The sequence below is a fragment of the Methylosinus sp. H3A genome, from assembly GCF_015709455.1.
In the GTDB taxonomy this organism is placed as follows: domain Bacteria; phylum Pseudomonadota; class Alphaproteobacteria; order Rhizobiales; family Beijerinckiaceae; genus Methylosinus.
The window spans coordinates 2,916,575-2,940,163 of the sequence record NZ_JADNQW010000005.1 but is presented as its reverse complement, the minus strand read 5'-3'; the positions used below and the strand labels follow the sequence as shown (position 1 = coordinate 2,940,163).

At 66.5% G+C, this 23,589-nt stretch carries 22 protein-coding genes; 11 read left to right on the top strand and 11 right to left on the bottom strand.

Annotated elements, in window-relative coordinates:
- Nucleotides 1–49 precede the first annotated feature (49 nt).
- Complete coding sequence (locus IY145_RS16670; RefSeq protein ID WP_196409240.1) at nt 50–943, top strand: division plane positioning ATPase MipZ; 894 nt, start codon at nt 50–52, stop codon at nt 941–943.
- A gap of 38 nt (nt 944–981) precedes the next feature.
- Here IY145_RS16670 and greA read toward each other — a convergent pair whose 3' ends face one another.
- Both greA and IY145_RS16660 read right to left on the bottom strand, forming a co-directional pair.
- Nucleotides 982–1,449 (bottom strand): transcription elongation factor GreA, encoded by a 468-nt coding sequence (greA, locus tag IY145_RS16665; RefSeq protein ID WP_196409239.1) that lies wholly within the window; start codon nt 1,447–1,449, stop codon nt 982–984.
- Nucleotides 1,450–1,525: 76 nt separating this feature from the next.
- Complete coding sequence (locus IY145_RS16660; RefSeq protein ID WP_196409238.1) at nt 1,526–2,512, bottom strand: MDR family oxidoreductase; 987 nt, start codon at nt 2,510–2,512, stop codon at nt 1,526–1,528.
- Between the two features lie 161 nt (nt 2,513–2,673).
- Between IY145_RS16660 and IY145_RS16655 the strand changes: the two genes are divergently transcribed.
- Nucleotides 2,674–3,177: a Spy/CpxP family protein refolding chaperone gene (locus IY145_RS16655; RefSeq protein WP_196409237.1), complete on the top strand. Its 504-nt coding sequence runs from the start codon at nt 2,674–2,676 to the stop codon at nt 3,175–3,177.
- A 62-nt stretch (nt 3,178–3,239) separates the two neighbouring features.
- Here the strand turns inward: IY145_RS16655 and IY145_RS16650 are convergent, their stop codons facing one another.
- Nucleotides 3,240–4,250: a polyprenyl synthetase family protein gene (locus IY145_RS16650; protein WP_409455327.1), complete on the bottom strand. Its 1,011-nt coding sequence runs from the start codon at nt 4,248–4,250 to the stop codon at nt 3,240–3,242.
- A 136-nt stretch (nt 4,251–4,386) separates the two neighbouring features.
- On the bottom strand, nt 4,387–4,674 hold the full coding sequence (locus IY145_RS16645) for a YARHG domain-containing protein (RefSeq protein ID WP_196409235.1): 288 nt from the start codon (nt 4,672–4,674) through the stop codon (nt 4,387–4,389).
- Between the two features lie 178 nt (nt 4,675–4,852).
- Between IY145_RS16645 and IY145_RS16640 the strand changes: the two genes are divergently transcribed.
- Complete coding sequence (locus tag IY145_RS16640) at nt 4,853–5,641, top strand: tRNA1(Val) (adenine(37)-N6)-methyltransferase (RefSeq protein WP_196409234.1); 789 nt, start codon at nt 4,853–4,855, stop codon at nt 5,639–5,641.
- A 129-nt stretch (nt 5,642–5,770) separates the two neighbouring features.
- Nucleotides 5,771–8,287, top strand: coding sequence for a TonB-dependent receptor (locus IY145_RS16635; RefSeq protein ID WP_196409233.1), 2,517 nt, complete (start codon nt 5,771–5,773; stop codon nt 8,285–8,287).
- Between the two features lie 12 nt (nt 8,288–8,299).
- On the opposite strand, the gene hemW is transcribed toward IY145_RS16635, so the two are convergent.
- Nucleotides 8,300–9,469 carry a radical SAM family heme chaperone HemW gene (gene hemW / locus IY145_RS16630; protein ID WP_196410585.1) on the bottom strand — a complete coding sequence of 390 codons (1,170 nt, stop codon included), beginning with the start codon at nt 9,467–9,469 and terminating at the stop codon, nt 8,300–8,302.
- Between the two features lie 160 nt (nt 9,470–9,629).
- Here hemW and IY145_RS16625 point away from each other — a divergent pair, with 160 nt between their 5' ends.
- Nucleotides 9,630–10,847, top strand: coding sequence for an OmpA family protein (locus IY145_RS16625; protein WP_196409232.1), 1,218 nt, complete (start codon nt 9,630–9,632; stop codon nt 10,845–10,847).
- 13 nt (nt 10,848–10,860) lie between these two features.
- On the opposite strand, the gene rdgB is transcribed toward IY145_RS16625, so the two are convergent.
- From rdgB to IY145_RS16610, 3 genes are all read right to left on the bottom strand, one after another.
- Complete coding sequence (gene rdgB / locus IY145_RS16620; protein ID WP_196409231.1) at nt 10,861–11,487, bottom strand: RdgB/HAM1 family non-canonical purine NTP pyrophosphatase; 627 nt, start codon at nt 11,485–11,487, stop codon at nt 10,861–10,863.
- Nucleotides 11,484–12,197 (bottom strand): ribonuclease PH, encoded by a 714-nt coding sequence (rph, locus tag IY145_RS16615; RefSeq protein ID WP_196409230.1) that lies wholly within the window; start codon nt 12,195–12,197, stop codon nt 11,484–11,486. The genes rdgB and rph overlap by 4 nt, the downstream gene beginning before the upstream one ends.
- Before the next feature lie 97 nt (nt 12,198–12,294).
- Nucleotides 12,295–13,014, bottom strand: coding sequence for a Fe-Mn family superoxide dismutase (locus IY145_RS16610; RefSeq protein ID WP_196409229.1), 720 nt, complete (start codon nt 13,012–13,014; stop codon nt 12,295–12,297).
- Between the two features lie 160 nt (nt 13,015–13,174).
- Between IY145_RS16610 and IY145_RS16605 the strand changes: the two genes are divergently transcribed.
- From IY145_RS16605 to IY145_RS16595, 3 genes are all read left to right on the top strand, one after another.
- Complete coding sequence (locus IY145_RS16605; RefSeq protein ID WP_196409228.1) at nt 13,175–14,257, top strand: DUF2332 domain-containing protein; 1,083 nt, start codon at nt 13,175–13,177, stop codon at nt 14,255–14,257.
- 133 nt (nt 14,258–14,390) lie between these two features.
- Nucleotides 14,391–16,457 carry an elongation factor G gene (locus IY145_RS16600; protein WP_196409227.1) on the top strand — a complete coding sequence of 689 codons (2,067 nt, stop codon included), beginning with the start codon at nt 14,391–14,393 and terminating at the stop codon, nt 16,455–16,457.
- Nucleotides 16,458–16,644: 187 nt separating this feature from the next.
- The gene (locus tag IY145_RS16595; protein ID WP_246722072.1) at nt 16,645–18,759 is read left to right on the top strand and encodes a PAS domain S-box protein; all 2,115 of its coding nucleotides are present in this window, start codon (nt 16,645–16,647) and stop codon (nt 18,757–18,759) included.
- A gap of 114 nt (nt 18,760–18,873) precedes the next feature.
- On the opposite strand, the gene phbB is transcribed toward IY145_RS16595, so the two are convergent.
- From phbB to IY145_RS16580, 3 genes are all read right to left on the bottom strand, one after another.
- Nucleotides 18,874–19,599 (bottom strand): acetoacetyl-CoA reductase, encoded by a 726-nt coding sequence (phbB, locus tag IY145_RS16590; protein ID WP_196409226.1) that lies wholly within the window; start codon nt 19,597–19,599, stop codon nt 18,874–18,876.
- Nucleotides 19,600–19,666: 67 nt separating this feature from the next.
- A complete protein-coding gene (locus IY145_RS16585; protein ID WP_196409225.1) occupies nt 19,667–20,842 on the bottom strand; it encodes an acetyl-CoA C-acetyltransferase in 1,176 nt (391 codons plus the stop codon).
- Between the two features lie 111 nt (nt 20,843–20,953).
- The gene (locus tag IY145_RS16580; protein WP_196409224.1) at nt 20,954–21,487 is read right to left on the bottom strand and encodes a TetR family transcriptional regulator; all 534 of its coding nucleotides are present in this window, start codon (nt 21,485–21,487) and stop codon (nt 20,954–20,956) included.
- Nucleotides 21,488–21,661: 174 nt separating this feature from the next.
- Between IY145_RS16580 and IY145_RS16575 the strand changes: the two genes are divergently transcribed.
- The 3 genes from IY145_RS16575 (at nt 21,662) to IY145_RS16565 (ending at nt 23,582) form a co-directional block, all read left to right on the top strand.
- Nucleotides 21,662–22,135, top strand: coding sequence for a copper uptake system-associated protein (locus IY145_RS16575; RefSeq protein ID WP_246722071.1), 474 nt, complete (start codon nt 21,662–21,664; stop codon nt 22,133–22,135).
- Entirely contained in the window at nt 22,135–23,031 is an 897-nt protein-coding gene (locus IY145_RS16570) for an alpha/beta fold hydrolase (RefSeq protein ID WP_196409222.1), read from the top strand. The genes IY145_RS16575 and IY145_RS16570 overlap by 1 nt, the downstream gene beginning before the upstream one ends.
- 161 nt (nt 23,032–23,192) lie before the next feature.
- Nucleotides 23,193–23,582 (top strand): hypothetical protein, encoded by a 390-nt coding sequence (locus tag IY145_RS16565; protein WP_196409221.1) that lies wholly within the window; start codon nt 23,193–23,195, stop codon nt 23,580–23,582.
- The last annotated feature ends 7 nt before the right edge of the window (nt 23,583–23,589 follow it).

Sequence of the window (23,589 nt, the reverse complement as noted above, 5' to 3'; positions counted from 1 at the left end):
GGCGTCCCGGCGGCGTAGGAGCCTAACTTTCAAACACAGGTCGATCAGCATGCGCACTATCGCATTCGTCACGCAGAAGGGCGGCGCCGGAAAGAGCACGCTCGCTAGCAGCATCGCCGTCGCCGCCAGTTGTGCGGGCGAGCGTGTTTTCATTATCGATTTGGATCCGCTCCAATCATTGGTCAAATGGTCGAAGGCGCGCGAAGCGACCGACGTCCCGGTCGAACACGTGCCTCCGGCCAAGCTCGGCAAAGCCCTCGCCGCGCTCGAGAAGAAAGGCGTCACGCTCGTCGTTATCGACGCGCCCGGCGCCGACAGCGAATATTCCGACGCCGCCATTCGCGCGGCCGATCTCTGCATCGTCCCGGCGCGTCCCAATGTCTTCGACCTCTGGGCTTGCGAGCTCACCCGCGCCAGCATCAAGGACAAGAAGAAGGATTACGCCTTTCTTCTCAATCAGTGCCCGCCCGCTCAGCAGAACGCCCGCGTCGATCAGGGCGCTCAGGCTCTGCAGGCGATCGGCGCGCTGCTCGCGCCGCTCGTCTCGGCGCGCGTCGACTATCAGGAGGCCGCCCGCATGGGACTGGGCGTCTGCGAGCTCAATCCTGAGGGCGTCGCCGCCGAGGAGATGCGGGAATTGTGGCAGTCGGTGAAGCGCCGCCTCAAGAAGGGCGCGCCGGTCGTCAAGGCCGAGCCGAAGGTCGAGGCCAAGGTGGAGGCGAAACCCGCCGCCAAGGCCGAGGCCAAGCCCGTAGCCAAGGTCGAGGCCAAAACCGTCGCCAAGACGGAGGCCAAGGCCGAGACGAAGCCCACGGCCAAGGTCGCCGGCAAGATCACGCCCAAGCAAGAGCAGCCGGTCGCCGCGCGCAAGCAGGCCGCGGCTCCCGCTGCGGAGAAAGCGGCCAAACCGCAGGCCAAGCCCGCAGTCCGCAAGGCCGCGTGACGACATGACGAACCGCGCGGTCGACGCGCGGTTCCTCCTCAGGCGATCTCGACGATCCTGGCGCTGTGATGGATCGCCTCGACGACATCGCCAACGCTCTTGCCGAGCAGCGCCTTCGCCAGCGGCGCGACATAGGGAATGAGCCCCTTTGCGGGATCGGCCTCGTCCTCCCCCACCAGACGAAAGCTCTGACGCTTGCCGGTCTCGTCCTCGATGACGATGCGATGGCCGAAGCGCGCCTGCTCATGGTCGGCGATCGCCCGCACGATCTCCGCGCTCGCGCGCCGCGCCGTCCAATAGCGCAGATCGCGCGCCGCCCGCGCCACGGCGCGCTTGTCGTCCTTCGCCTGCGCGGCGTCGAGCTCCGAATGGAGCCGCCCGAGCTCGGCCTCGATCTGCGCGAAGCCCTCCGGCGTGACGAGATTGCGATGCGGGCTGACCGGACGATCGGGCAGCTCTTCGCGGAGCTCGTCGTCGTCCTGTTCTTTGGTGAAGGCGCTGCTCATTTGCTCACGTCCTGTCCGCCGCCTCGAGAATCGCCTGTCTCGCGAGCGTTCATCGAACGTCCGCGAGACAGGCGCGTCAACCGATCTCGATCACCAACCGGCCTCTGATCTTGCCGGCGACGATCGATCGCGCGCGCTCGAGCGCCTGCGCGAAAGGCGCCGTCTCCGTCATGCGCGCGAGAATCCCCTTGTCGAGATCGCGCGCCAGACGCTCCCAGCCGGTGCGCCGCAGCGGCAGATTTGGCCGCACGCTCTCCACGCCGATGAGCGAGACCCCGCGCAGAATGAAGGGCGCGACCGTGGTCGGCAGCTCCATTCCCTGCGCATTGCCGCAGGCCGCGACGACGCCGTCGATCGCCGTCTGCGCCAGAACATTGGCGAGCGTCACCGAGCCCACCGTGTCGACGCCGCCGGCGAAACGCTGCTTCTGCAGCGGCTTGCCGGGAATGGAGAGCTCGGCGCGATCGACGATCTCCGCCGCGCCCAGGTCTTTGAGATAGGCTTCCTCCTCGGGACGTCCAGTGGAGGCGACGACGCGCCAGCCGAGCGCCGCCAGCAGCGCCACCGTCACAGAGCCGACCCCCCCTGCGGCGCCCGTCACCACCACGGGCCCGCGCGAGGGCTCGAGGCCTCGGCCCTCCAGCGCCAGCACGCAGAGCATGGCAGTATAGCCGGCGCTGCCGATCGCCATCGCCTGCGCCGGCGTCAGCCCCTGCGGCAAATGGACCAGCCAGTCGCCGCTGACGCGCGCGCGCTGCGCGAAGCCGCCGTAATGCTGCTCGCCGAGCCCGCAGCCGCCGGCGATCACCTGCTCGCCGGGGCGGAAATTCGGATGACTGGAGCGCGTGACCACGCCGGCGAAGTCGACGCCCGGAATCATCGGGAAGCGCCGCACGACCGGCGCTTTGCCGGTCACGGCGAGCCCATCCTTGTAATTGACGGTGCTATGCGACACTTCGACGTCGACGTCGCCCTCCATCAATTCGTTCTCGCCCAGCTCGGCATAGGCTGCGCGATAGCCGGCCTCGTCCTTGTCGATACGTATGGCGGTGAAAGCGCTCACTCTTTTACTCCTCACGTCCCACTATCCGGCCGGATACGTAAAAGCTTATGTAAACGAAAGATTTCTGAAGCGGGACATTACCAAACATTAAGTTGCTTTTCGGCGCTCGCGAACGAATTCTGAGAGCGTCAAGTCCACCCATTCCCCCCAGGTGAACGCTCATGAAGAAACATCTCCTCGCCGCCGCCGCCGCGGTCGCTCTCACCCTTCCGCTCTCGGCCGGAGTCTTTGCTGAGCCGGCTCCCGGCGAGCATCATCATCACCAATTCTCGGCGGAGGATCACGCCGCCTTCACCGACGCCAAGATCGCCGCGCTGAAGGCCGGTTTGAAGCTCACCCCCGCCCAGGAGAAGAACTGGCCGGCGGTCGAGACCTCGCTGCGCGACATCGCCAAGGCGCGCGCCGCGCGCTTCGCCGAGGCCAAGGACAAGATCAAGGAAATCCACGAGCATCGCAGCGTGATCGAAGGCCTGCAGCTGCGCTCGAAGGCGCTCGCCGCGAAAGCCGCCGAGACGGAGAAGCTCGCCGAGGCCGCCAAGCCGCTCTTCGACAGCCTCGACGATGCGCAGAAGCGCCGCTTCGCCGTGCTGCTGCATACGATCGCCAAGGGCCCGCATCACGGGCATGAGTTCGGCGGCCCGCATGACGGTCCCGAGCACGACTGACGCTTTTAGAAACCGTAAGTCCTCACGCCCCGCCGGCTCGACGCCTGCGGGGCGTTTTCGCGTCAGTAAGCGCGCTCGACGCAGAAATCGACGACCTCGAGCAGCGCCGACTTCCACGGCGAAGCGGGGAAAATCTCCAGCGCGTCGCGCGCGATGGCGCCATAATGGCTCGCGCGCTCGACCGTGTCCTTGATCGCCTCGTGCTTCTTCATCAGCGCGCAGGCGGCCTCGACGTCGCCGTCGTTTATCTCGCCCTTCTCCAGCGTGCGCCGCCAGAACTCGCGCTCCGTCTCGCTGCCGCGACGGAAGGCGAGCACGACGGGCAGCGTGATCTTGCCCTCGCGGAAATCATCGCCGACATTCTTGCCGAGCTTGGACGATTGTCCACCATAATCGAGCGCGTCGTCGATAAGCTGGAAGGCGACGCCGAGATTCATGCCATAGCTGCGGCAGGCGGCCTCGTCCGCCTTGGAGCGGCCGGCGAGCATGGGGCCAACCTCGGCCGCAGCGGCGAACAGCTCCGCCGTCTTGGAGCGGATGACGGCCATATAGGCGTCTTCGGTCGTCTGCGTGTCCTTGGCGGCGTTGAGCTGGAGAATCTCGCCCTCGGCGATGACGGCGGCCGCTGTCGAGACGACGGAGAGGCAGGAGAGCACGCCGGGCTCGACCATCATCTTGAAGGCGTGGCCGAGCAGAAAATCGCCGACCAGCACGCAGGTCTCATTGCCCCACAGCATGCGCGCGGCGATCTTGCCGCGGCGCATGTCGCTCTCGTCCACCACATCGTCGTGCAGCAGAGTGGCGGTGTGCATGAATTCGATGCCGGCGGCGAATTTGATGTGGCCGTCGCCCTGATAGCCGCACATTCCGGCGGTGGCGAGCACGAGCATCGGGCGAAGGCGCTTGCCGCCCGCCGAGATGAGGTGGTTGGCGACCTCGGGGATCGTCGTCACGTCAGAGCCCGTGCGCTGCAGGATCAGCTGGTTGACGCGCTGTAGATCGGGGCCGATCAGCGAAAGCAGATTATCGAGGCCGGCGGACTTCTTTTCCTTTTCCTCCAGCGGTATGACGATGCCCACGTAGACCCCTTTGGCTTGTCTTGGAATGCTGGGGCGAACTTAAGGCTTCGGAGCGCGCGCGGCAAGCCAGGGGAGCGCGCGCCCCGGCGAGCCCTCCCCTGGCCGATCCGACGCTGTTCTGCGTGAGAATTCAGCATCCGTTCCGGCGCTCCAAGGACTGGAGCTGCCGAACCCGTCGGGCTTCGGCGCCGCCCAGCTGGCCATAGGGCGGAAAGCAGCCCCCGCCGAAAACCGAGCGCCCGCGCGTGGTCCTGAAGCAATGCCCGGCGCGCGCATAGATGGCGTTGCGTTCCCGCCAGAGCTGGTCGCAGAAAGCGCCCGATTGCGCGAGCGCCGGCGCCGGCGCGCCGATTTCGGCAAAGGCCGACAAGATCGCCCCTGCGGCGAGAATACGGATCATGGCGTTCATCGATTTCATCGCATTTCCTCCTCGACGACCACGCGACCGAGCTACGGTCGCGTGACCCGATCCGTTTCAGGCCGTTTCCAAAAGAGCGGAAGCTGATTGCTCGATGCGAGAACTCGCGCTCGATGCGAGAGCTTGCACGACGTGAGAAGCTGTGACATTTTTTCAGTGCGATGAACGTTTCCCGCGCATGAACGTTCCCCCGAACACAAAGGAGAAACGGTCGGAGGCCGCCGCCTTTCTCGGCGGACGCTTGCGTCTGCGCCAAATGCCGCGCGGCCACCGGGCCGGAACCGACGCCGTTCTTCTCGCGGCGGCGACGCCGGCGCAGACGCGCGGGCTCATCCTCGACATCGGCGCGGGAACCGGAGCCGTCGGCCTCGCCGCGGCGTTGCGCGCGCCCGCCGCCACGCTCGGCCTCGTCGAGATCGATTCGGAGACTTGCGCGCTGGCCCGCGAGAATATCGCGGAGAACGGCCTCGCGGCGCGCGCCCGCGTCCACGAGGCCGATCTCCTCTCCATCGAGGCGCGCCGGACGAGCGGGCTCGAGAACGAGAGCGCCGAGGTTCTTCTCACCAACCCGCCCTATCTTTCGCCCACGCGCACACGCGTCTCGCCCGATCCGCGTCGCGCCCTCGCTCATGTGAGCGCCGGCGGACTCGAGCCTTGGCTGCGCGCCAGTCTCGCCCTGCTGCGCCCCGGCGGGGTCTTTGTGATGATCCATCGCGCCGACGCCTTGCAGGAGTGCCTCGCCTGCATCGGCGGGCGCCTCGGCGCAATCGGCCTATTGCCCGTGGCGGCCCATGCGGGCGAAGCGGCGACGCGCATTCTGCTGCGCGGCGTCAAAGGCTCCAAGGGGCCGCTGTCGCTGCTCCCGCCGCTCGTGCTGCACGAGGCGGACGGCGCCTTCACACCGCGCGCGGAGGCGCTCCATCGCGGCGAGGGCGAGCTGCCCTGGCCGCCTGGCGCTTTCACATAAGTATATTCCACAGCTCGATTTCTGATTGCCAAGCCTGCGCTATTAGGGGAATTATATTAGGGAAAATCGCCAGCCCCTGCGGAGCTGCGCGATACATTTACATATTAATAGTATGTTAGAGGCGCAATCATGGATCTCCTGCATCGTGGGTCGAGCCGATCTGGCGAGGTTTCGAAAATCGTTCTGGCTCTGTTTCTCGCAGCTTCCGCCTCCGAGGAGGCCGCGCTCGCCCAGGAGAATGCGCAGATCGCCGATGTGAAAGTCGGCGCCGAGGTCAATGACGCCGGCCTCACGCGCCAGGAGGAGAAGGTTCTCGTCAAGACGCCGCGCTCCGGCGATCTGGTCACCGGCCAGAAGGCGCAGGTCGAGCATTTGGAGCGCCTGTCGGATTTCTCGCAGCTCGTCCCGAACTATCGACCCAATGTCGGCAATCCACAGACGTCGCGCCCGGCCATTCGCGGCGTGGGCCAGGGCGCCGGCACGGGCAATGGCTCGGAGAACGACACCGGCTTCATCGTCGACAATGTGTTCTGGAAAGCGGTCGGCTTCCAATGGTCGGATTTCGTCGAGATCGAGAATTTCGAGCTCGGCCTCGGACCTCAGGGAACCGCCGGCGGCAAGAACACCGCCGTCGGCAACATCATCGTGCGCACGCAGCTCCCCAGCTTCGAGCGTAAGGCGACATTCGAAACCTCATTCGGCAATCACACGCATCTCATCGAGAAGCTGAATGTGACGGGGCCGATCATCGACGAGGCGCTCGCCTATCGCGTCACCTTCTTCTACGACAAAGACAATGGCTTCGTGAAAGACCAAGTGACGGGCGCGGGCATTTCCAACGCCAATCGCTGGGGCGCGCGCGGGCAATTATATTACGTCGGCGACAATGTGACCGACCGGCTCATTTTCAGCTACACGCGCTCCGCCGAATACAACAATAACAATAACGGCCCCTTCTCCAACTCGCTGCAGATTTTCGCCAATGGCACAGTGGCGTCGACCTATTCCTCGACGCTGTTCAGACGGCTCGGCCGCACGGTGATCACCTTCGATCCCTATCGCCCCTATTACACCCATCTCGGCACGCTGAGCTCGCGCACGATCACCGCCTCCAACGAGTTGAACTGGCAGATCGGCGAGAACACGTTCACCTCGATTTCCGCCTGGGGCGAGTTCCGACTTTTGCCCTACAATAATACGGGCAATCAGGAGATCGACATCAGCGACAGCCACACCAATCAATGGACCGATCAATTTTCGCAGGAGTTTCGCCTCTCCTCGCCCAAGGATCAGCCGCTCGAATGGAGCGTCGGACTCTTCGGCCTCTATGAGAAAATCTTCAACTACAGCGAAACGGAATATGGCTCGGACGCCGCGCGATGGTTCGGGACGCCGACGACCGACAAGGGGCTCCTCTGGGGCGTCGACTACCACACCAACGGCAAGGCGCTGACGCTCAACGGAGCGGCCTATGGCCAGGCGACCTATCATGTCGACGAGCAGTTCGCGCTGACATTTGGTCTGCGCAACGGCTATGAGGTGAAGGGCGGATCGAATTTCGGCTGGATACAGCCCGGCTATCTCAGCGGCAATTTCACCTTGCAGCAATTGGCCAACGCCGTGCGCGGAGCGAGCTCGACGCAGCAATTCTTCGATACGGGTGGAACGTCGAAAGGCGCGAATCTGCTGACCGGAATCTTCAATCCGTCCTATCGCTACAACGACAATATATTGGTCTATGGACTCGTCGGGCGCGGCGAGAAGGCGTCCGCCGTCAATTTCGCCGTTCCGATCTACGACTCGACCAACGCCTTCAAGGGGTTTCAGCCGATACTGACGAAGCGCGAAGTCTCCTGGGACTATGAGCTGGGCGCCAAGACCAATTGGTTCGACGGCAAGCTCATCGCCAATATCAATTTCTACTGGAACGATCTCTATAATTTCCAAGCCAATCAGACCGACACGGATTACGTCGACGCGACCGGCTCGCCCATCCGCTCGACCTATCTCGGCTCCGTCCCCCATGTGCGGCTGAAGGGCGTCGAATTCAACGGGCGCTGGAATCCGATCGAGCGACTGTGGATCAACGCCTCCGGCGCCTTCACCGAAGCGCGCTACGTGAGCTATCCCGACGCGGCGCCGCCGGCAGACTGGATTTGGACGACCAATATCAACGGTGTGAGGCCGCCGCTCACCATCTCCCGCTCGAACACGCGCTGGGAGAATCTGCCGATCTGGGCTTTCAACATAGGCGCGAATTACGAGCATCCGCTCGGCGCCGCCTTCGCCGAATTGGGCGAATGGGGCAAACAGCCGGTCACCGCTTTCGGCTATGTCAATGCGAGCTGGTCGGACAAGATCCTCTTCACCAGCCCGGTCGCGACCAATACTTATTGGCAAGCGCCCTTCACCCTGCTCAACGCGGGCGTCGGGCTGCGCAGCGACGACGAGCGCTGGAGCATTTCGTTCTGGGTGAAAAATCTGCTGGATCGCCGCGAGGTCACCAATTCGACGACCTCCACCAACACCAACGCCGCCAACAACAATAACGGCTGGTCGCCCGGCTCCGCGACGACGCCGGCGACGATGGCCTTCACCAATCAGCCGCGCAGCTTCGGCGGCAGTCTGCTGGTGAAGCTCTACTGAAGCGGCGGCCGGTCAGGCGGCGAGATCGGCCACCACAGCATCGAGCACGGGAAATCCTTCCGAGCTCACGCGCAGGCGATTGTCGCGCGTCAGCTCGACCAGCCCATCGCCGATGAGCTCGGCGACGCGCGACTGCGACAGCTTCTTGCCGGTGAGGGCGAAAAAGCGCGCCGGGTCTATGCCCTCGCGCAGGCGCAGGCCCATCAGAAGGAACTCGTCGCCCTCCTGCTCCGCGGAGAGCAGATCGTCCTCGACGAGGCCATGTCCCTCCGTCTCGACGCAGGTGAGCCACATTTCCGGATGCTTCTCGGTCGCCTGGGCGCGGCGGCCGCGCGGCGTGATGAGCCGCCCATGCGCGCCGGGGCCGACGCCGGCATATTCGCCATAGCGCCAATAGACGAGATTATGCCGGCATTCCGAGCCGGGCCGCGCGTGGTTGGAGACCTCATAGGCCGGCAGGCCGGCGCGGGCCGTAACCTCTTGCGTCACGTCCCACAACGCGCGCTGCGTATCGACATCGGGCAGATCGAGCTTGCCGGCGTCGACCATGCGCTCGAACATCGTCTCGGGCTCTATGGTGAGCTGATAGAGCGAGACATGCTCCGTCACGCGCCCCAGCGCCAGCTCCAGCTCCTTGCGCCAGGCCGCCGGCGTCTGCTGCGGACGGGCGTAGATGAGATCGAATGAGGTGCGCTCGAAAATCTTATTGGCGACATCGAGCGCGGCGAGCGCCTCCGCCACCGAATGCTGGCGGCCGAGCGCGCGCAATTCTATGTCGTTGAGCGCCTGCACGCCGAGCGAGGCGCGATTGACGCCGGCCGCCTTGAAGCTGCGGAAGCGCGAGGCCTCGACGCTGGTGGGATTGGCCTCGAGCGTGACCTCGACATCGGCGGCCATGGGCCAATGATCGGCGATCGCCCGGAGGATCGCCTCCAGCGTGGACGGAAGCATCAGCGAGGGTGTGCCGCCGCCGAAGAACACTGAGCGCACCTCGCGTCCCGGCGCAAGCGCGGCGCGATGGGCGATTTCCGTGCGAAAGGCGTCAACGAAGCGATCTTCGTCGACCTCGCCCTTGCGGACGTGGCTGTTGAAGTCGCAATAGGGGCACTTCGACAGGCAGAACGGCCAGTGTACATAGACGCCGAAGCCCGGGTCGAACGCGTTTCGAATCGTCGCAGCCATGGGGGCTTTATGCCACTTCTCTTTGAGAAGGTCACGCTGCGGAAAAGCCGTCTCGAGCTTCGCCGCCGGCATGGTTTCTCATCGCCGCATTGAAAGCCGACGAAACGGCGTTAATTGCCGCTTCGCGGGGTCGTGTCCCGCTCGAGATCATCCGCCGGACATGACCTATTTTCTCGCCTTTTACGGCCTCTGGCTCGCCGTGGCCTTTCTCGTCGGCGCCCTTTGCGGCTTCGGCAGTCTCCGCCGGGACGGCGACGACCCCGCCCTTCTGCGTGAGGGAGATTTCTTCCTCGCGCTGGCGCTGTGTCTCGTCGCCATTCTCGGCAAAGCCGCGCTCGGCCGCTTCGCGCTCTATCTCGAGGGCGTTTTCGCGCTCTATGCGGCCTTTCTGGCCGGCGTCGGCGCCGTCGTCCTGTGGGCCGGGCCGATTTCGCGCGACCATCTCGGATGGCGGATCGGCGCGGGCGCGATCGCGCTCATCGCCGTCGTCGCCAATAGCGAAGCGGCCAAGAGCCTCGAGGATGCGCTCGAGCATCGTCTCGGCTCGCTGGTCCAGCGCGAGGGCGGCGACCCTTTGAATTTCGAGGTGAGCGGCCGCGACGTCTTCCTGCCGGCCGACGCGCTCGGCCATGGGGCGCTGGCGGAGCGGCTGGCGAGCGCCGCCGGCGTGCGAATCGTGTGGCGCGTCGACTCTCTGTCGCCGCCGGCCGCCGCGCAACGCGAGGAGGCCTTGGCCGCCGCCTCCGCCGAGCAGGCCGCCCATCGCGCCGCCGAGGCCGCTTGGACGCAGCGCGAACAGGAGCGCATCGCCGCCCTCGCCGCGCGGCCCCGCGCCGAGGCGCCACCGCCCGCCGTGAAAAAGGGCCGCAAGGAGAAGATCGCCGAAGGCCGCTCGGCCGAGCGTCCGGCGCCGGCCGCCGCGGAGCCGCCCGCCCCTGCCGCCCTCGTCTGGAACACGCCCAAGGATCCGACCCTGCCCGCGCCGGAAGGGCCCGGCGCGCCGCCGCCGGCGACCGAGGCCGAGGAAACGTCCTGCCGCGTGACGCTCATCGCCCTCGCCGCCTCCGAAAAAATCCGCTTTTCAGCGAAGAGCGTCGCGCTCGGCTCCGGGGCGGAGAAATTTCTCGCGCGCCTCGCCGGATCGATGAAGCGCTGTCCCGACGCAGTCCTCGAGATTCGCGGCCACGCGGACGCGCTGGAAGACAAGCGCGCATTGTCGCAGCGCCGCGCCCGCACGGTCGTCGACTATCTTCGCCGCATCGGCGTCGCGCGCGAGAAGCTGACCAGCGCCGGCCTCGGCGATGAGCAGCCGCTCGTCGCGGGCGACGATCCCGCCAGCCGGGCAGAAAATAGGCGGGTGGAGATTTTGGTGCGGTGACGGACTTCGCCGCTTACCGCAGACACGCTTGCGCCAGCGCCTGAAACGCCCGCGCCCTATGCGATAGAGCGCGCGAGCCGTCGCCCGGCATAGCGTGCTTTTCCGCCGACATCATCTCGCCGAAAGTGCGATCCAACCCATCCGGCAGGAAGATCGGATCATAGCCGAAGCCCTTCTCGCCGCGCGGCGGAAACACCAGCACGCCGTCGACGCGGCCCTCGAATTCTTCGATATGGCCGTCCGGCCAGACGATCGCCAGAGCGCAGATGAAATGCGCCGTGAACGGCCCCGTCGCGCCGCGCTCTTTCAGCTCGCGCTCGACACGGCGGATCGCCGCGGCGAAATCGCGGTTCTCGCCACCCCAGCGCGCCGAATAGACGCCCGGCGCGCCGTCCAGCGCATCGACGCAGAGCCCGGAATCGTCGGCGAAGGCAGGCAGCCCCGTCGCCGCGCAAGAGGCGCGCGCCTTCAAGAGCGCATTGCCGGAGAAGGTCGTCTCCGTCTCCTCCGGCTCCACAACGCCGAGGTCGCCGGCCGAGACGGCGTCGACGCCATGCGGCTCGAGCAGCTGGCGCAGCTCCCACAGCTTGCCGGGATTATGCGTCGCGATGACGAGACGACCCTCGATCCTGCGCGTCACGCCAGCGCCGCCTTCTGCAATTGCACGAGCCTGTCGACGCCCGAGCGCGCGAGCGCCAGCATGGCCCCGAGATTATCCTCGGAGAAGACGGCGACTTCCGCCGTCGCCTGCACCTCGACGAGGCCGCCCGAGCCGGTGATGACGAAATTGGCGTCGGTCTCGGCGGTCGAATCCTCATTATAGTCGAGATCGATGACCGCATCGCCATTGCACATGCCGCAAGAGACGGCGGCGACATGGTCGCGCAGCGGATTGTCCTTGATGATGGAGCGCGAGCGCATCCACTGGAAGCAATCGTGCAGCGCCAGCCAGGCGCCGGAGATCGCCGCCGTGCGCGTGCCGCCATCGGCCTGGATCACGTCGCAGTCGACGACGACCTGACGTTCGCCGAGCGCCGGCAGATTGGTGACGGCGCGCAGCGAGCGGCCGATGAGGCGCTGAATCTCCTGCGTGCGGCCGGACGGCTTGCCGGAGCTCGACTCGCGGCGCGTGCGCGTATGAGTGGCGCGCGGCAGCATGGCGTATTCGGCCGTCACCCAGCCGCGCCCCTGCCCGCGCAGCCACGGCGGCGGCTTGTCCTCGAGCGTCGCGGCGCATAGGACATGCGTATTGCCGAATTTGACGAGGCACGAGCCCTCGGCGTAGCGGGCGACGCCCCGTTCGAAGCTGACGGGACGCATTTCGTCTGGCGCGCGTTTGCTCGGCCGCATGAAGGCTCCTTGTTCGAGAGGGAGCCTTAGTAACGCGGTTCGGCCGGGAGTGGAAGCCGGCCGGGCCGGCGGCCAGCTCGAACCGCCGGCGCCGCGTTCAGACCTTGCTATATTTCTCGAAGAGCCGGTCGGCGTTGGACCAATCGATCGTCGACATGACGGTCTTGATGTAATCGCCTGCCTTCGCGCCGAAATCCAAGTGATAGGCGTGCTCGAACATGTCGAGCGCGAGTATCGGGGCGGCGCCCGCTATGTTCTGAGTGTGATCGCTCGCCGATGAATTGACGAGCCGCTCGCCATGCTTGTCGTAAGCGAGCAGCACCCAGCCGGAGCCGCCTCCGAGCGCCTTCCCAATGCCGACGAATTCCGCACGCCAGCGATCGAAAGAACCGAAATCCCGCCCGATCGCGCCAGCGAGCGCGGCGCCTGGCTTGTTCGGCGCGCCGAGGCCGGCGAAATAGAGCTCATGCAGAATCATCGAATTTCTGGCGATCAGCTCTTCGCGCTTCAGCCCGTTGATTTGAAATCCAGAGGCTTTGTCGAAGTCGAGGCTCGCGAGCTGCTCTAGAATGGCGTTCAGCCGCTTGACGGCCCCGACATAATTGTTCTCGTAATGCGAGACGAGGATTTTTTCGGACAATCCGCCGATGCTTTTCGGATCGAAGGTCAGCGGTTTCGGCTGGTGTATGATCGCGGCGCTTTTTGTCGCGGCGGCTTTCTCCTGCGCGCGCTCCTCCGCGCGCGCAGCGCCGGAGACCAATGCGGCGCTCGTCGCGGCGACGCCCAAAAATTGTCTACGATGAAAATCACGCGTCATTCTCGATCTCCTCGTGCGGCGCCGATCGCTCGGAATCCGACCCGAGCGAAGCTATCTCAGAATTGACTACAGCGGCGACAAATTTCTCGCCGTCGAATTTTCGCATGGCCGAGATTCGATGCGGCCGCATTCGAAGTTTTGCGCGAGGAGGCCAAGAGCGATGACGCATTCCATCCCCCAGCTGCCGGAGGAGATCGCGAAAGCCCTCGCTTTCCAGGCGAAAGCCTGCCGCGATCTCGCCTCGCCCTTCGCCGCCGCCGTCTGCGAGGCTCTCGCGCAGAGCCTCGACGAGAACAGCGCCTTCGGCCGCCGGATTTCGTCCTGGGGCGCGCGCGCCAAAGCCGATGCCCTGGCGCTGCGCGCGGCCGGCGCGCTGCATTTTCTCGCCCGATCGGGAAAGGCGCCCGCCCTCGCCGCCGCCTATCCACCCAATGCGTTCGACGCAGCGGCGCTCGCCCGCGAGATCGAACGCGCGATCGACGAACACGACGTTTTCCTCGCGGGCTTTCTCGATCGTCCGCCGCAGACCAATGAGGCGGGACGCTCCAGCGTCATTCTCGGCGGCGCGCTGATCGTCGCCGCGGCGACGGGCCTGCCTTTGGAGACATTGGAGATCGGCGCCAGCGCCGGCCTCAATCTCAATTTCGATCGCTACGCCTATGATCTTCGCGTCGGCGCTTTCGGCGCGCCTGCGGCGGAGCTTCGCCTCGCCTGCGATTGGCGCGGCGCGGCGCCCTCGCTCGAGACCGCATTGCGGATCGTCTCCCGCGCGGGTTGCGATATCGATCCGCTCGATCCGAGCGACGCCGAACATCGCGCGCGGCTGCTCGCCTATGTCTGGCCCGATCAGATGGAGCGTCTCGCCCGCATGGAGCAGGCGCTCGTCCTCGCGGCCGCGCGTCGCGAGCGGGTCGAGCGCGCCGACGCCGGCGACTGGCTCGCGACGCGGCTGTCGGCGCCGCCCGCTGGGAGCCTCGCGCGCTTCGTCTATCACACGGTCGTCTGGCAATATCTGCCGCCCGAGACGAAGCGCAATGCGATGGCCACGCTCGAGGCCGCAGGCGCGGCGGCGACGCCCGAGACGCCGCTCGCGCGGCTGCAAATGGAGGCCGATGGCGACACACGCTCGGCCGCGCTCACGCTGACGCTCTGGCCCGGCGGCGAGAGCTTTGCGCTGGGGCGCGCCGATTTCCACGGCCGCTGGATCGAATGGAGCGGCGCCGGCCCTCATCGCGCCACCTAGCTTCCGTTGTGCGCGCCTCTGCGGCGCCGCAGCGCTTTTCGCCGCTTGCGCGCCGACCCATGTGGTGGGAGCATCATCATCGACGGAGCCGACCAGGTTTCCACTCGCCGGCGCCGGACAACGGGAGCAGGACATGAGTGAAACGAGAACGTCCGGCGCGGCGAGAGCCGAAGGCGCGCGACTGATCGCGCTTGTCGGCCCCTTTCAGAGCGGCAAAACGAGCCTATTCGAGAGTCTGCTCGCGCGCTGCGGCGCGGTGCAGCGGCAAGGCTTCGTGCGTGACGGCGCCACCGTCGGCGACGCCTCGCCGGAAGCGCGCGCCCATGCGATGAGCGTCGAATGCAACATCGGCCGCGTCGATTATCTCGGCGACCGCTACACTTTCGTCGATTGTCCCGGCTCGGTCGAATTCGCGCATGAGCAGCGCCGCGTCCTCGCCGTCGCCGATGCGGCGATCGTCGTCGCCGAGGCCGATCCGCGCAAGCTGCCGGCACTGCAGCTCGTCATGCGCGCAGTGGAGGAGGCGCGCGTTCCGCACTTCCTGTTCCTGAACAAGATCGACGCCGCTGCAGGAAATCTGCGCGACTCTCTCGCGCTGTTGCAGACCGTCTCGCGCACGCCGCTGTTGTTGCGGCAAATCCCGATTTGGAACAATGGCATTGCGGTCGGCTTCATCGATCTCGCGCTGGAGCGCGCCTATGTCTATCGCGAGCACGCACCCTCTGCGGTTGTCGACATGCCCGCCGGCGCAACCGTGTCGGAGAAAGAGGCGCGCTTCTCCATGCTGGAGCGGCTCGCCGATTACGACGACACGCTGATGGAGGAGCTGCTCACCGACATAGAGCCGCCGCGCGACCAGATTTTCGACGATCTCGCCAAGGAGCTGCGCTTCGGCCATGTCGCGCCCGTCTTCATCGGCGCGGCGGAGCGCGGCGCCGGCGTGACGCGCCTGCTCAAGGCGCTGCGCCATGAGGCGCCGAGCGTCGCTGCGACACGGGCCCGGCTCGGAATCGCCGAGACCGGGCCCGCCCTCGCGCATGTGTTCCGCTCGGTCCATACGTCGCACGGCGGCAAGCTGTCGCTCGCGCGCGTGCTGCGCGGCTCCTTCTCCGATGGGCAGACGGTCGCAGGCTCGTCGGGCGCCGAAGAGAAAATCAGCGGCGTGTCGTCGCTGCTCGGCGCCACGACGATGCGCCAGGCGAAAGCGGAAGCGGGCGAGACCGTCGCTTTCGGTCGGCTCGACGGCGTCGTCGCCGGCGACGCGCTGCAGGACACGCGCGCCGGCGCGCCCGACGCTCCGGCTGCGATCACGGCGCCGCACCCGGTCTATGCGCTGGCGCTCTCCGTCGGCGACCGCAAGGACGAGATGCGTCTCGCCGCCGCTCTCGCCAAGCTCATCGACGAAGACCCTTCGCTCGTCTTCGTCCATGACCAGGCGCTCGGCGAAATGAAGCTGCTCGGCCAGGGCGAGATGCATATTCGCGTCGCGCTGGAGCGCCTCGCGTCGCGCTATGGCGTGACCGTCTCCACCCATGCGCCCGCCATCGGCTATAAGGAGACGATTCGCCATGCGGTGAGCGTGCGTGGACGCCACAAGAAGCAGTCGGGCGGCCACGGCCAGTTCGGCGATGTGGTGTTGGAGGTGGCGCCGCGCCCGCATGGCGAAGGCTTCGCTTTCGCCGAGCGCGTCCATGGCGGGACTGTGCCAAAACAATACTTTTCCTCGGTCGAAGCCGGCTGCCGGGACGCGCTGACGCGCGGGCCGCTCGGCTTTCCCGTCGTCGATGTGGAGGCCGTCCTCGTCGACGGCTCCTATCACAGCGTCGATTCCTCCGACATGGCGTTCCGCACGGCGGCGCGCATCGGCATGGCCGAGGCGCTGGGCAAGGCCGAGCCGGTGCTGCTCGAGCCCATGCTCGCCGTGTCGATTTTCGCGCCGAGCGAGGCGGTCTCCCGCGCCACCGGCATCGTCTCGGCGCGACGCGGGCAGATATTGGGCTTTGGACCGCGCCCAGAATGGGACGGTTGGGACGAGCTCGACGCGCTCATTCCGGAGGCCGAGATGGGCGATCTCATCGTCGAGCTGCGCTCGGCCAGCTCGGGCGCCGGATTTTTCGAGGCGTCCTTCGATCATCTCACCGAGATGGTCGGTCGGCAGGCGCATGAGGTCGTCGTCGCCCGCAGCGCCGCCGGCCATTGAAAACGAGACAGCTGCGTTTCGGAACGAAACGCAGCTGGCGCGGTTCTTGATCCGGCACAGGCGACGGCGAAGCATTGTCCCATTTTGGCAATGCTCGCATTTGGTCCCATCCGATTGGCGGATCGAAGGCGAGCGGGCTCGCGCCCTGCGGACCAGAGACGGCGGCGGTCTATACTGGAATGAATAAATGCAGGCTAAGACCGCGACGGAATTCGTGACTCTTCGGTCGCGGAGCGAGCGGCTGTTACGTCCTTCCGGCATCGAAGGCGCTGGAGAAATGCCATGGGGCACGCATTTCTGCCAGTTCTATGAGGATGTCGACGATCTTCTCGACATTGTCGCTCCCTATTTCGCGGCGGGCCTCGCCGGCAATGAGCGCTGCCTGTGGATCGCCTCGCCGCCTTTGACTGTGGCCGTCGCAAAGGCGCGTCTGTCCTCGCTGGTGCCCGATCTCGAGTCCGATCTCGCCCGCCGCCGCATCGACATCGTGAGCAGCGACGATTGGTATTTTCGCACCGGAAAAGTGGACAGCGATCAACTGGTCGACGATTTGCGGGCGGCCCATGACGCGGCCCTGCACGACGGTTTCGACGGGTTGAGGGCTTGCGGCAACGCCTTGGAGTTCGACGCCTCGGACTGGCCGCTCTTCATGGCCTATGAGAACGGGCTCGGAGCGTTACATGGCTCCCGCCGCATGTTGACACTCTGCTCTTATTCGTTGCGGCTGATCGGCGCCGCCGAGATCGTCGAGGTGATCGCTCGCCATGAATTCGCGCTGATCCGCCGCGGCGGCCGCTGGGAGACGATCAAGAGCCTCGACTATGAACGCGCGCGCAAGGCGCTGCGGCGGAGCGAGGAGCAGTTTCGCCTGTTCACCGAGGCCGCGCCTGCGTCTGCGATTTTCACGCTGGACCCGCAGGGACGGATCATCGGCTGGAGCGAGGCGGCCGAGCGCGTCACCGGCTGGAGCCGCGACGAGATTCTGGGCCTCCGGCTGTCGACCCTCCATCCCGCCGACGCGCATGACGAAGCGCTGCCGGGCTCCCTCGCGGAGGGGGGCGTCGTCAAGCGCCAGGACATGCGCCGACGGCGGGACGGCTCGATCTTTCCGGCGGAGGAGTTGATCGCCGCGCTGCGCGACGACGCCGACAATCTCTACGGCTACGCCGTCATGATCAGCGATCTCAGCGAGAGATCGCGGGCCGAGCAGGAGCGCCGGGCCAGCGATGCGCGCCTGCGCGCGATCGTCGAAGGCGCGGTCGACGCGATCGTCATCATCGACGAAAAGGGCGTCATTCTTTCCCTGAATTCCGCAGCGACGCGGCTCTTCGGCCATAAGGCGGAGGAAGCGATCGGCCAGCCGATCGACATTCTATTCCCGGAGCCGTTTCGCGACGCACGTCTCGACCAGATCCCCGCCGACGAGGCGGCGCTCGCCGCATCCGATCCTGAACGCCTCGGCTGCCGCAAGGACGGCTCGGTCTTTCCTCTCGAGCTCTCCATCAGCGAAGCCGCGCATGACGGCGAACGGCTGTTCGTGCTGTTCCTGCGCGATCTCACCGACCGTCACCGGGCGGAGGCGCAGATGCGCAAGCTGCGCGCCGACCGTCTCGATCTGATGGCGCAAATGGCGGCGAGCGTCGCCCATGAGATCAATCAACCGCTCTCGGCCATCTCCACCTATCTCAGCGCCGCGCGCCGCGTGCTACGACGCGGCCCAGTGGCGACGACCGACATAGAGACGATCCTCGACAGCGCCGTCGCGCAGGTGACGCGCGCGGCGCAGATCATCAGCCATTTGCGCGGCTTCGTCACCCGCGCCGAGCCCGACAAGACGCTGCAACGACTACACGACATCATCCAGGACGCCTGCGCCTTCACCGATATGGCGCGCAGCAATGTCAAGGTGACGACCACGCTCGATCTCGAGGCGCCCGACGACAACGTCATCGTCGACCGAATTCAGATTCGTCAGGTGCTGGTCAATCTGAAGCGCAACGCCATAGAGGCGATGCACGGCGCGGAGAAACGCGAGCTCGTGATCTCGACCCGTCTCGTCGCGGGCGGCATGATCCGCACCGACATCGTCGACACCGGCGCAGGACTGTCGGAGGAGGTCGCGAATGTGCTGTTCGAGCCCTTCATCACCACCAAGGCGCATGGGCTCGGCGTCGGCCTGCCCGTCTCTCGCGCGATCGTGGAGGCGCACTATGGGAAGCTCTGGGCGGAGCAGAACCCCGGCGGCGGCGCGACACTGAGCTTCACCCTGCCGCTCGCGGACGAGCGGACCGAGGGAGAGTGAGAAGCCTCTCGAAGGCCGAGTCGACCAACCGATAAAGCGGGGCGTCGAATTTGGGCGACGCCCCGCTCGGATATTTCTCCGCGCGGGGCGTCGCCCGAAACGCGTTCGGAAAGGTCAGGTCAGATACTGACCGCCGTTGATCGTCAGCGTCGAGCCGGTGATGAAGCTGGCGTCGTCCGAGGCGAGGAACACGACCGCGCGCGCGATCTCCTCCGGCTCGCCGAGGCGGCCGACCGCGATATAGGGAATGATGTGCTTGTCGAGCACGTCCTGCGGAACCGCCTTCACCATCTCCGTGGCGATATAGCCGGGCGCGATGGCGTTGACGGTGACGCCCTTGGAGGCGCTCTCCTGCGCCAGCGCCTTGACGAAGCCGATGTCGCCGGCCTTGGAGGCGGAATAATTCGTCTGGCCGGCCTGGCCCTTCTGGCCGTTGATCGACGAGATGACGATGATGCGGCCGAAGCCGCGGTCACGCATGCCGTTGATGACCGGACGGGTGACGTTGAACAGCGAGTTGAGATTGGTGTTGATCACCGCCTGCCACTGCGCGAGCTCCATCTTGTGGAACAGGCGATCCTTGGTGATGCCGGCGTTGTTGACGAGAATCTCTACCCCGCCCAGATCCTTCTCGATCTGCGCGATGGCGGCGGCGCTGGCGTCATAGTCCGACACGTCGAACTTATAGACCGGAATGCCGGTCTCGGCCTTGAACTTGTTGGCGGCCTCGTCGTTGCCGGCGTAGGTCGCGGCGACATTATAGCCGGCCGCCTTCAACGCCTTGGAGATCGCCTCGCCGATGCCGCGCGTGCCGCCCGTCACAACCGCTGTTCTGCCCACCTCGTTCCTCCTTCATCGAATTTTCAAAAAATTGGCCGCGAGCCTCGAAGGCTCGCGGCCCTGATATTTAGCGCTCGATCGTCAGAGCGATGCCCATTCCGCCGCCGATGCAGAGCGTGGCGAGGCCGCGCTTGCCGCCGCGACGGCCGAGCTCGTAGAGCAGCGTCGTCAGCACGCGCGCGCCAGAGGCGCCGATCGGATGGCCGATGGCGATGGCGCCGCCATTGACGTTGACGATGGCGGGATCCCAGCCGAGATCCTTGTTCACGGCGAGAGCCTGCGCGGCGAAAGCCTCATTGGCCTCGATGAGATCGAGGTCGGAGATTTTCCAGCCGGCTTTCTCCAGCGCCTTGCGCGAGGCCGGGATCGGCCCGGAGCCCATGATCGTCGGATCGACGCCGGCGGTCGCCCAGGAGGCGATGCGGGCGAGCGGCGTGAGGCCGCGCTTGGCCGCCTCGGCCGCCGTCATGATGACCAGCGCCGCCGCGCCGTCATTGAGGCCGGAGGCGTTGGCCGCCGTCACCGTGCCCTCCTTGATGAAGGCCGGCTTCAGCTTGGCGACGCCCTCGAGCGTCACGCCATGCTTGATGTATTCGTCCTGATCGACGATCACGTCGCCCTTGCGGGTGGAGACGGTGAAGGGGACGATCTCGTCCTTGAACTTGCCAGCCTTCTGCGCGGCCTCGGCCTTGTTCTGCGAGGCGACGGCGAAAGCGTCCTGCTCGGCGCGGCTGATCTGCCACTTGGCGGCGACGTTCTCCGCAGTGATGCCCATGTGGTAATTGTTGAAGGCGTCGGTGAGGCCGTCGACGATCATGGTGTCGACGAATTTCACGTCACCCATCTTGGTGCCGGCGCGCATGTGAGCGGAATGCTGCGACAGCGACATCGACTCCTGGCCGCCGGCGACGATGATCGTCGCGTCGCCAGCCTGGATCTGCTGGGCGGCGAGCGCCACGGCGCGCAGGCCGGAGCCGCACACCTGATTGACGCCGAAAGCGGTCTTGTCCTGCGGCACGCCGGCCTTGATGGCGGCCTGACGGGCCGGGTTCTGTCCCTGCGCGGCGCCCAGCACCTGGCCCAGGATGACCTCGTCGACGTCGGCGGCCTCCAATTTGGCGCGCTCGATAGCGGCCTTGACAGCGACCGCGCCCAATTCATGGGCGGGCGTCGAGCCGAAAGCTCCGTTGAACGATCCCACAGCAGTGCGCGCCGCGGAAACGATCACGATCTCCGTCGTCATATCGTTCTCCTGATTGGTCGGGCTGGCGCCGGCGGACGCCGCTCGCGCACGTTGAGCATTTTGCAGCAAGGCTCGTCAAGCGCCGGACGCGCGCATCGTTGACGCGGCGCGTCAATTCTTCGGGCGATGGAGGCCGAATTCGGCGGCGAGCCGCTCCAATTCGCTCCTCTCCGTCTCCGCCAGGCCGGGCTCGAGCAGCGCCCGCAGCCCAAGCCCGCGCAGCCGATCGACGAAGCCGGCGGCCGCCGGATCATCCGCCTCACGCCCGAAATAGGCGGCGACGCGGCGCGTCAACCCCTGCGCATGGGCGGCGAGGATGGGCCGCAGCTCCTCCTCCCCGCTCGCGCCGAGGACAATGGCGAGAAAAAAGCGCATCCGCCCGCGGCCCAGCATCAGATTTCGCAGCGCCTCGAGCACATCTTCCGACGCGGCGCCGGCCTCGTCGCGCTCGGCGCGGTCGTGGGCGGCCTGCAAAAGAGCGACGAAGAGATCGGCCTTGCGCGGAAAATAATAAGTGAGGTGGGATTGCCGCACGCCCGCGGCCTTGGCGACGCGCGGCTGGGTGAGCGCCTCGACGCCGTCCTTTTCGACGATATCGAGCGCGGCGTTCAATATTCGCTGTCTGACGCTGATTTCCGCCGTCACTGCATTTCTTTCCGGGCGCGACGCGGCTCCCTACCAAAAACCTGCTCGCTTGGGCAATGCGTCGGCTCGCCCGCGCCGTCCTTTTCGTATGGGTCGCTCTTTCATCCGGGTCGCTCTTGCCAAATCCATATTGGTAACTTACCAATATTTTCGAAAAATGCGATGGGGGCCGAAATGATATCTGTCGGGAGACGCCGGCTCGGCGCTGCGCTTTTCGGCCTCCTGTCGGGCGCGGGCGTCGCGGCCGCGGGGAGCGCCGAGGATGAAACGGCGGTGAAACATCTGCTCATGCAGAGTTTCGACCGTCCCGACGCGCCGCTCGCCGTCGATCCGATCGTCCTCGACGGCGACATCGCCATCGCCGATTGGGCGCAGGGCGAGCAGGGCGGCCGCGCTCTGCTGCGCCGCAAGGACGGCAAATGGGAAATCTCGCTCTGCGCCGGCGACGCGCTGAAGCAGAGCGCCGCGCTGGAGAAGCTCGGCCTCGCGCGGCCGCGGGCGCAAGCGCTGGCCGCCTCGCTGGCTGCGGCCGAGCGCCGGCTCTCCCCTGCCCTGCTCGAGCGCATGTCGCGCTTCGACGGCGTCGTCGCCGTGGACAGCGCGGGCGGCCACACGCCGCTCGACCCGCACCACCGGCCGATCCCCTGATGCCGCTGACCCGCCGCGCGCTGATCGCGAGCGCGAGCCTCCTCGCCGCCTCTGCGGCCGAGCCGGCCGGCGCCGGAGCCGCGCGCGAATTCGGCGTTCTTACCGTAGAGGAGAGCGGCGCCGGCGATCCGCTGCTGCTGATCCCGGGCCTCGCCTGCGGAGCTTGGGCGCTCGCGGACATCGCCCGCCGCCTCGCGCCGCGTTTTTCGATCCACGCTCTGACGCTGCCGGGCTTCGACGGCCGCCCGCCGATCGCGGCGCCGATGATCGCGCGCGTCGCCGCCGACATCGCCGCCTATGTGGCGGAGCGCCGACTGGAGCGACCGATCCTCGTCGGCCATAGCCTCGGCGCCTTTGTCGCGCTGCGAGCGGCGCTGCTGCGGCCGGAGCGGTTCGGCGGCGTCGTCACGCTGGACGGCTATCCGGTCTTCCCCGCCCTCGCTAGCGCAACAGCCGATGAGCGAGCGGCCGCCGCGACGCGCCTCGCCGAGCAATTCGCCGCCGGCGATCCGGCGCGCTTTCTCGCGACGTTGCGCGCCTTTCTGACCGCGCGCATGAATGATCCGCAGCAGGCGGAGCGTTTCGCCGAGCGCGCCGCGCGCAGCGATCCTGCCGCGACCGCCGCCTATGTGGTCGAGATGTTGTCGGCCGATCTGCGGCCCGAGTTCGCACGGCTCGAGACGCCGCTGCTCGCTCTGGCGGCGACCAACTCCTATCTCGCAGGCCGCGCCGAGGAGGATATCTGCGCCTTCTACGCCGGACTGCTCGCCGAAGCGCCGAAAGCCGCGATCGCGCCGATACGCGAGGCCCGCCATTTCGTCGCGGTCGATCGGCCGGATGTCGTCGCCGCCGCGATCGAATCCTTCGCGGCGGGATTGCGCCTCGGACGCGCGTGACTGTGTCCCGAAGGTCACAACCTTCGGGAATCTCCCGATCGAGGCGGAACCGGCCGCCCCTTCGGCTTGCCACAAAAGCCTTGGTCAGTTACCAAGAAAATGGAAGCAGAACCGTATCCCGGTTCGCGCTGCGCGAGAGGCGGATGATCCAGGCGAGGCGGATGACGAAGGCACGAGGAGCGACGCCACGCCCGGCGCGCGCCTTTGTCGCACTGCTCGCCGTTCTGCCGCTGCTGCTGCAATTGCTGTTCGCCGCCACGCCTTTCGCACTCGCGACGAGCGCCAGAGCCGAAGTCGCCGTCACCGCTCCCAATTGCGAGACGCAGGATCATCGGCCCGCCCCCGCCGGCGGAGGCGCGCATTCCCATTGCTGCCTGCTCTGCGAATGCAGCGCCCGCGATGGAGCCGCCGTCATCGGCTCCTTCATCGTCGCCGAGATCGGCGCAGACGCTCACGCGACGCCGATCCGTGCGGCTCCCGACCGGCCGCGACATGCGCCGATCGGCTGGACGACATCCTGGTCGTCGCGCGCGCCGCCTCTCTTCTCCTGATCGAAAC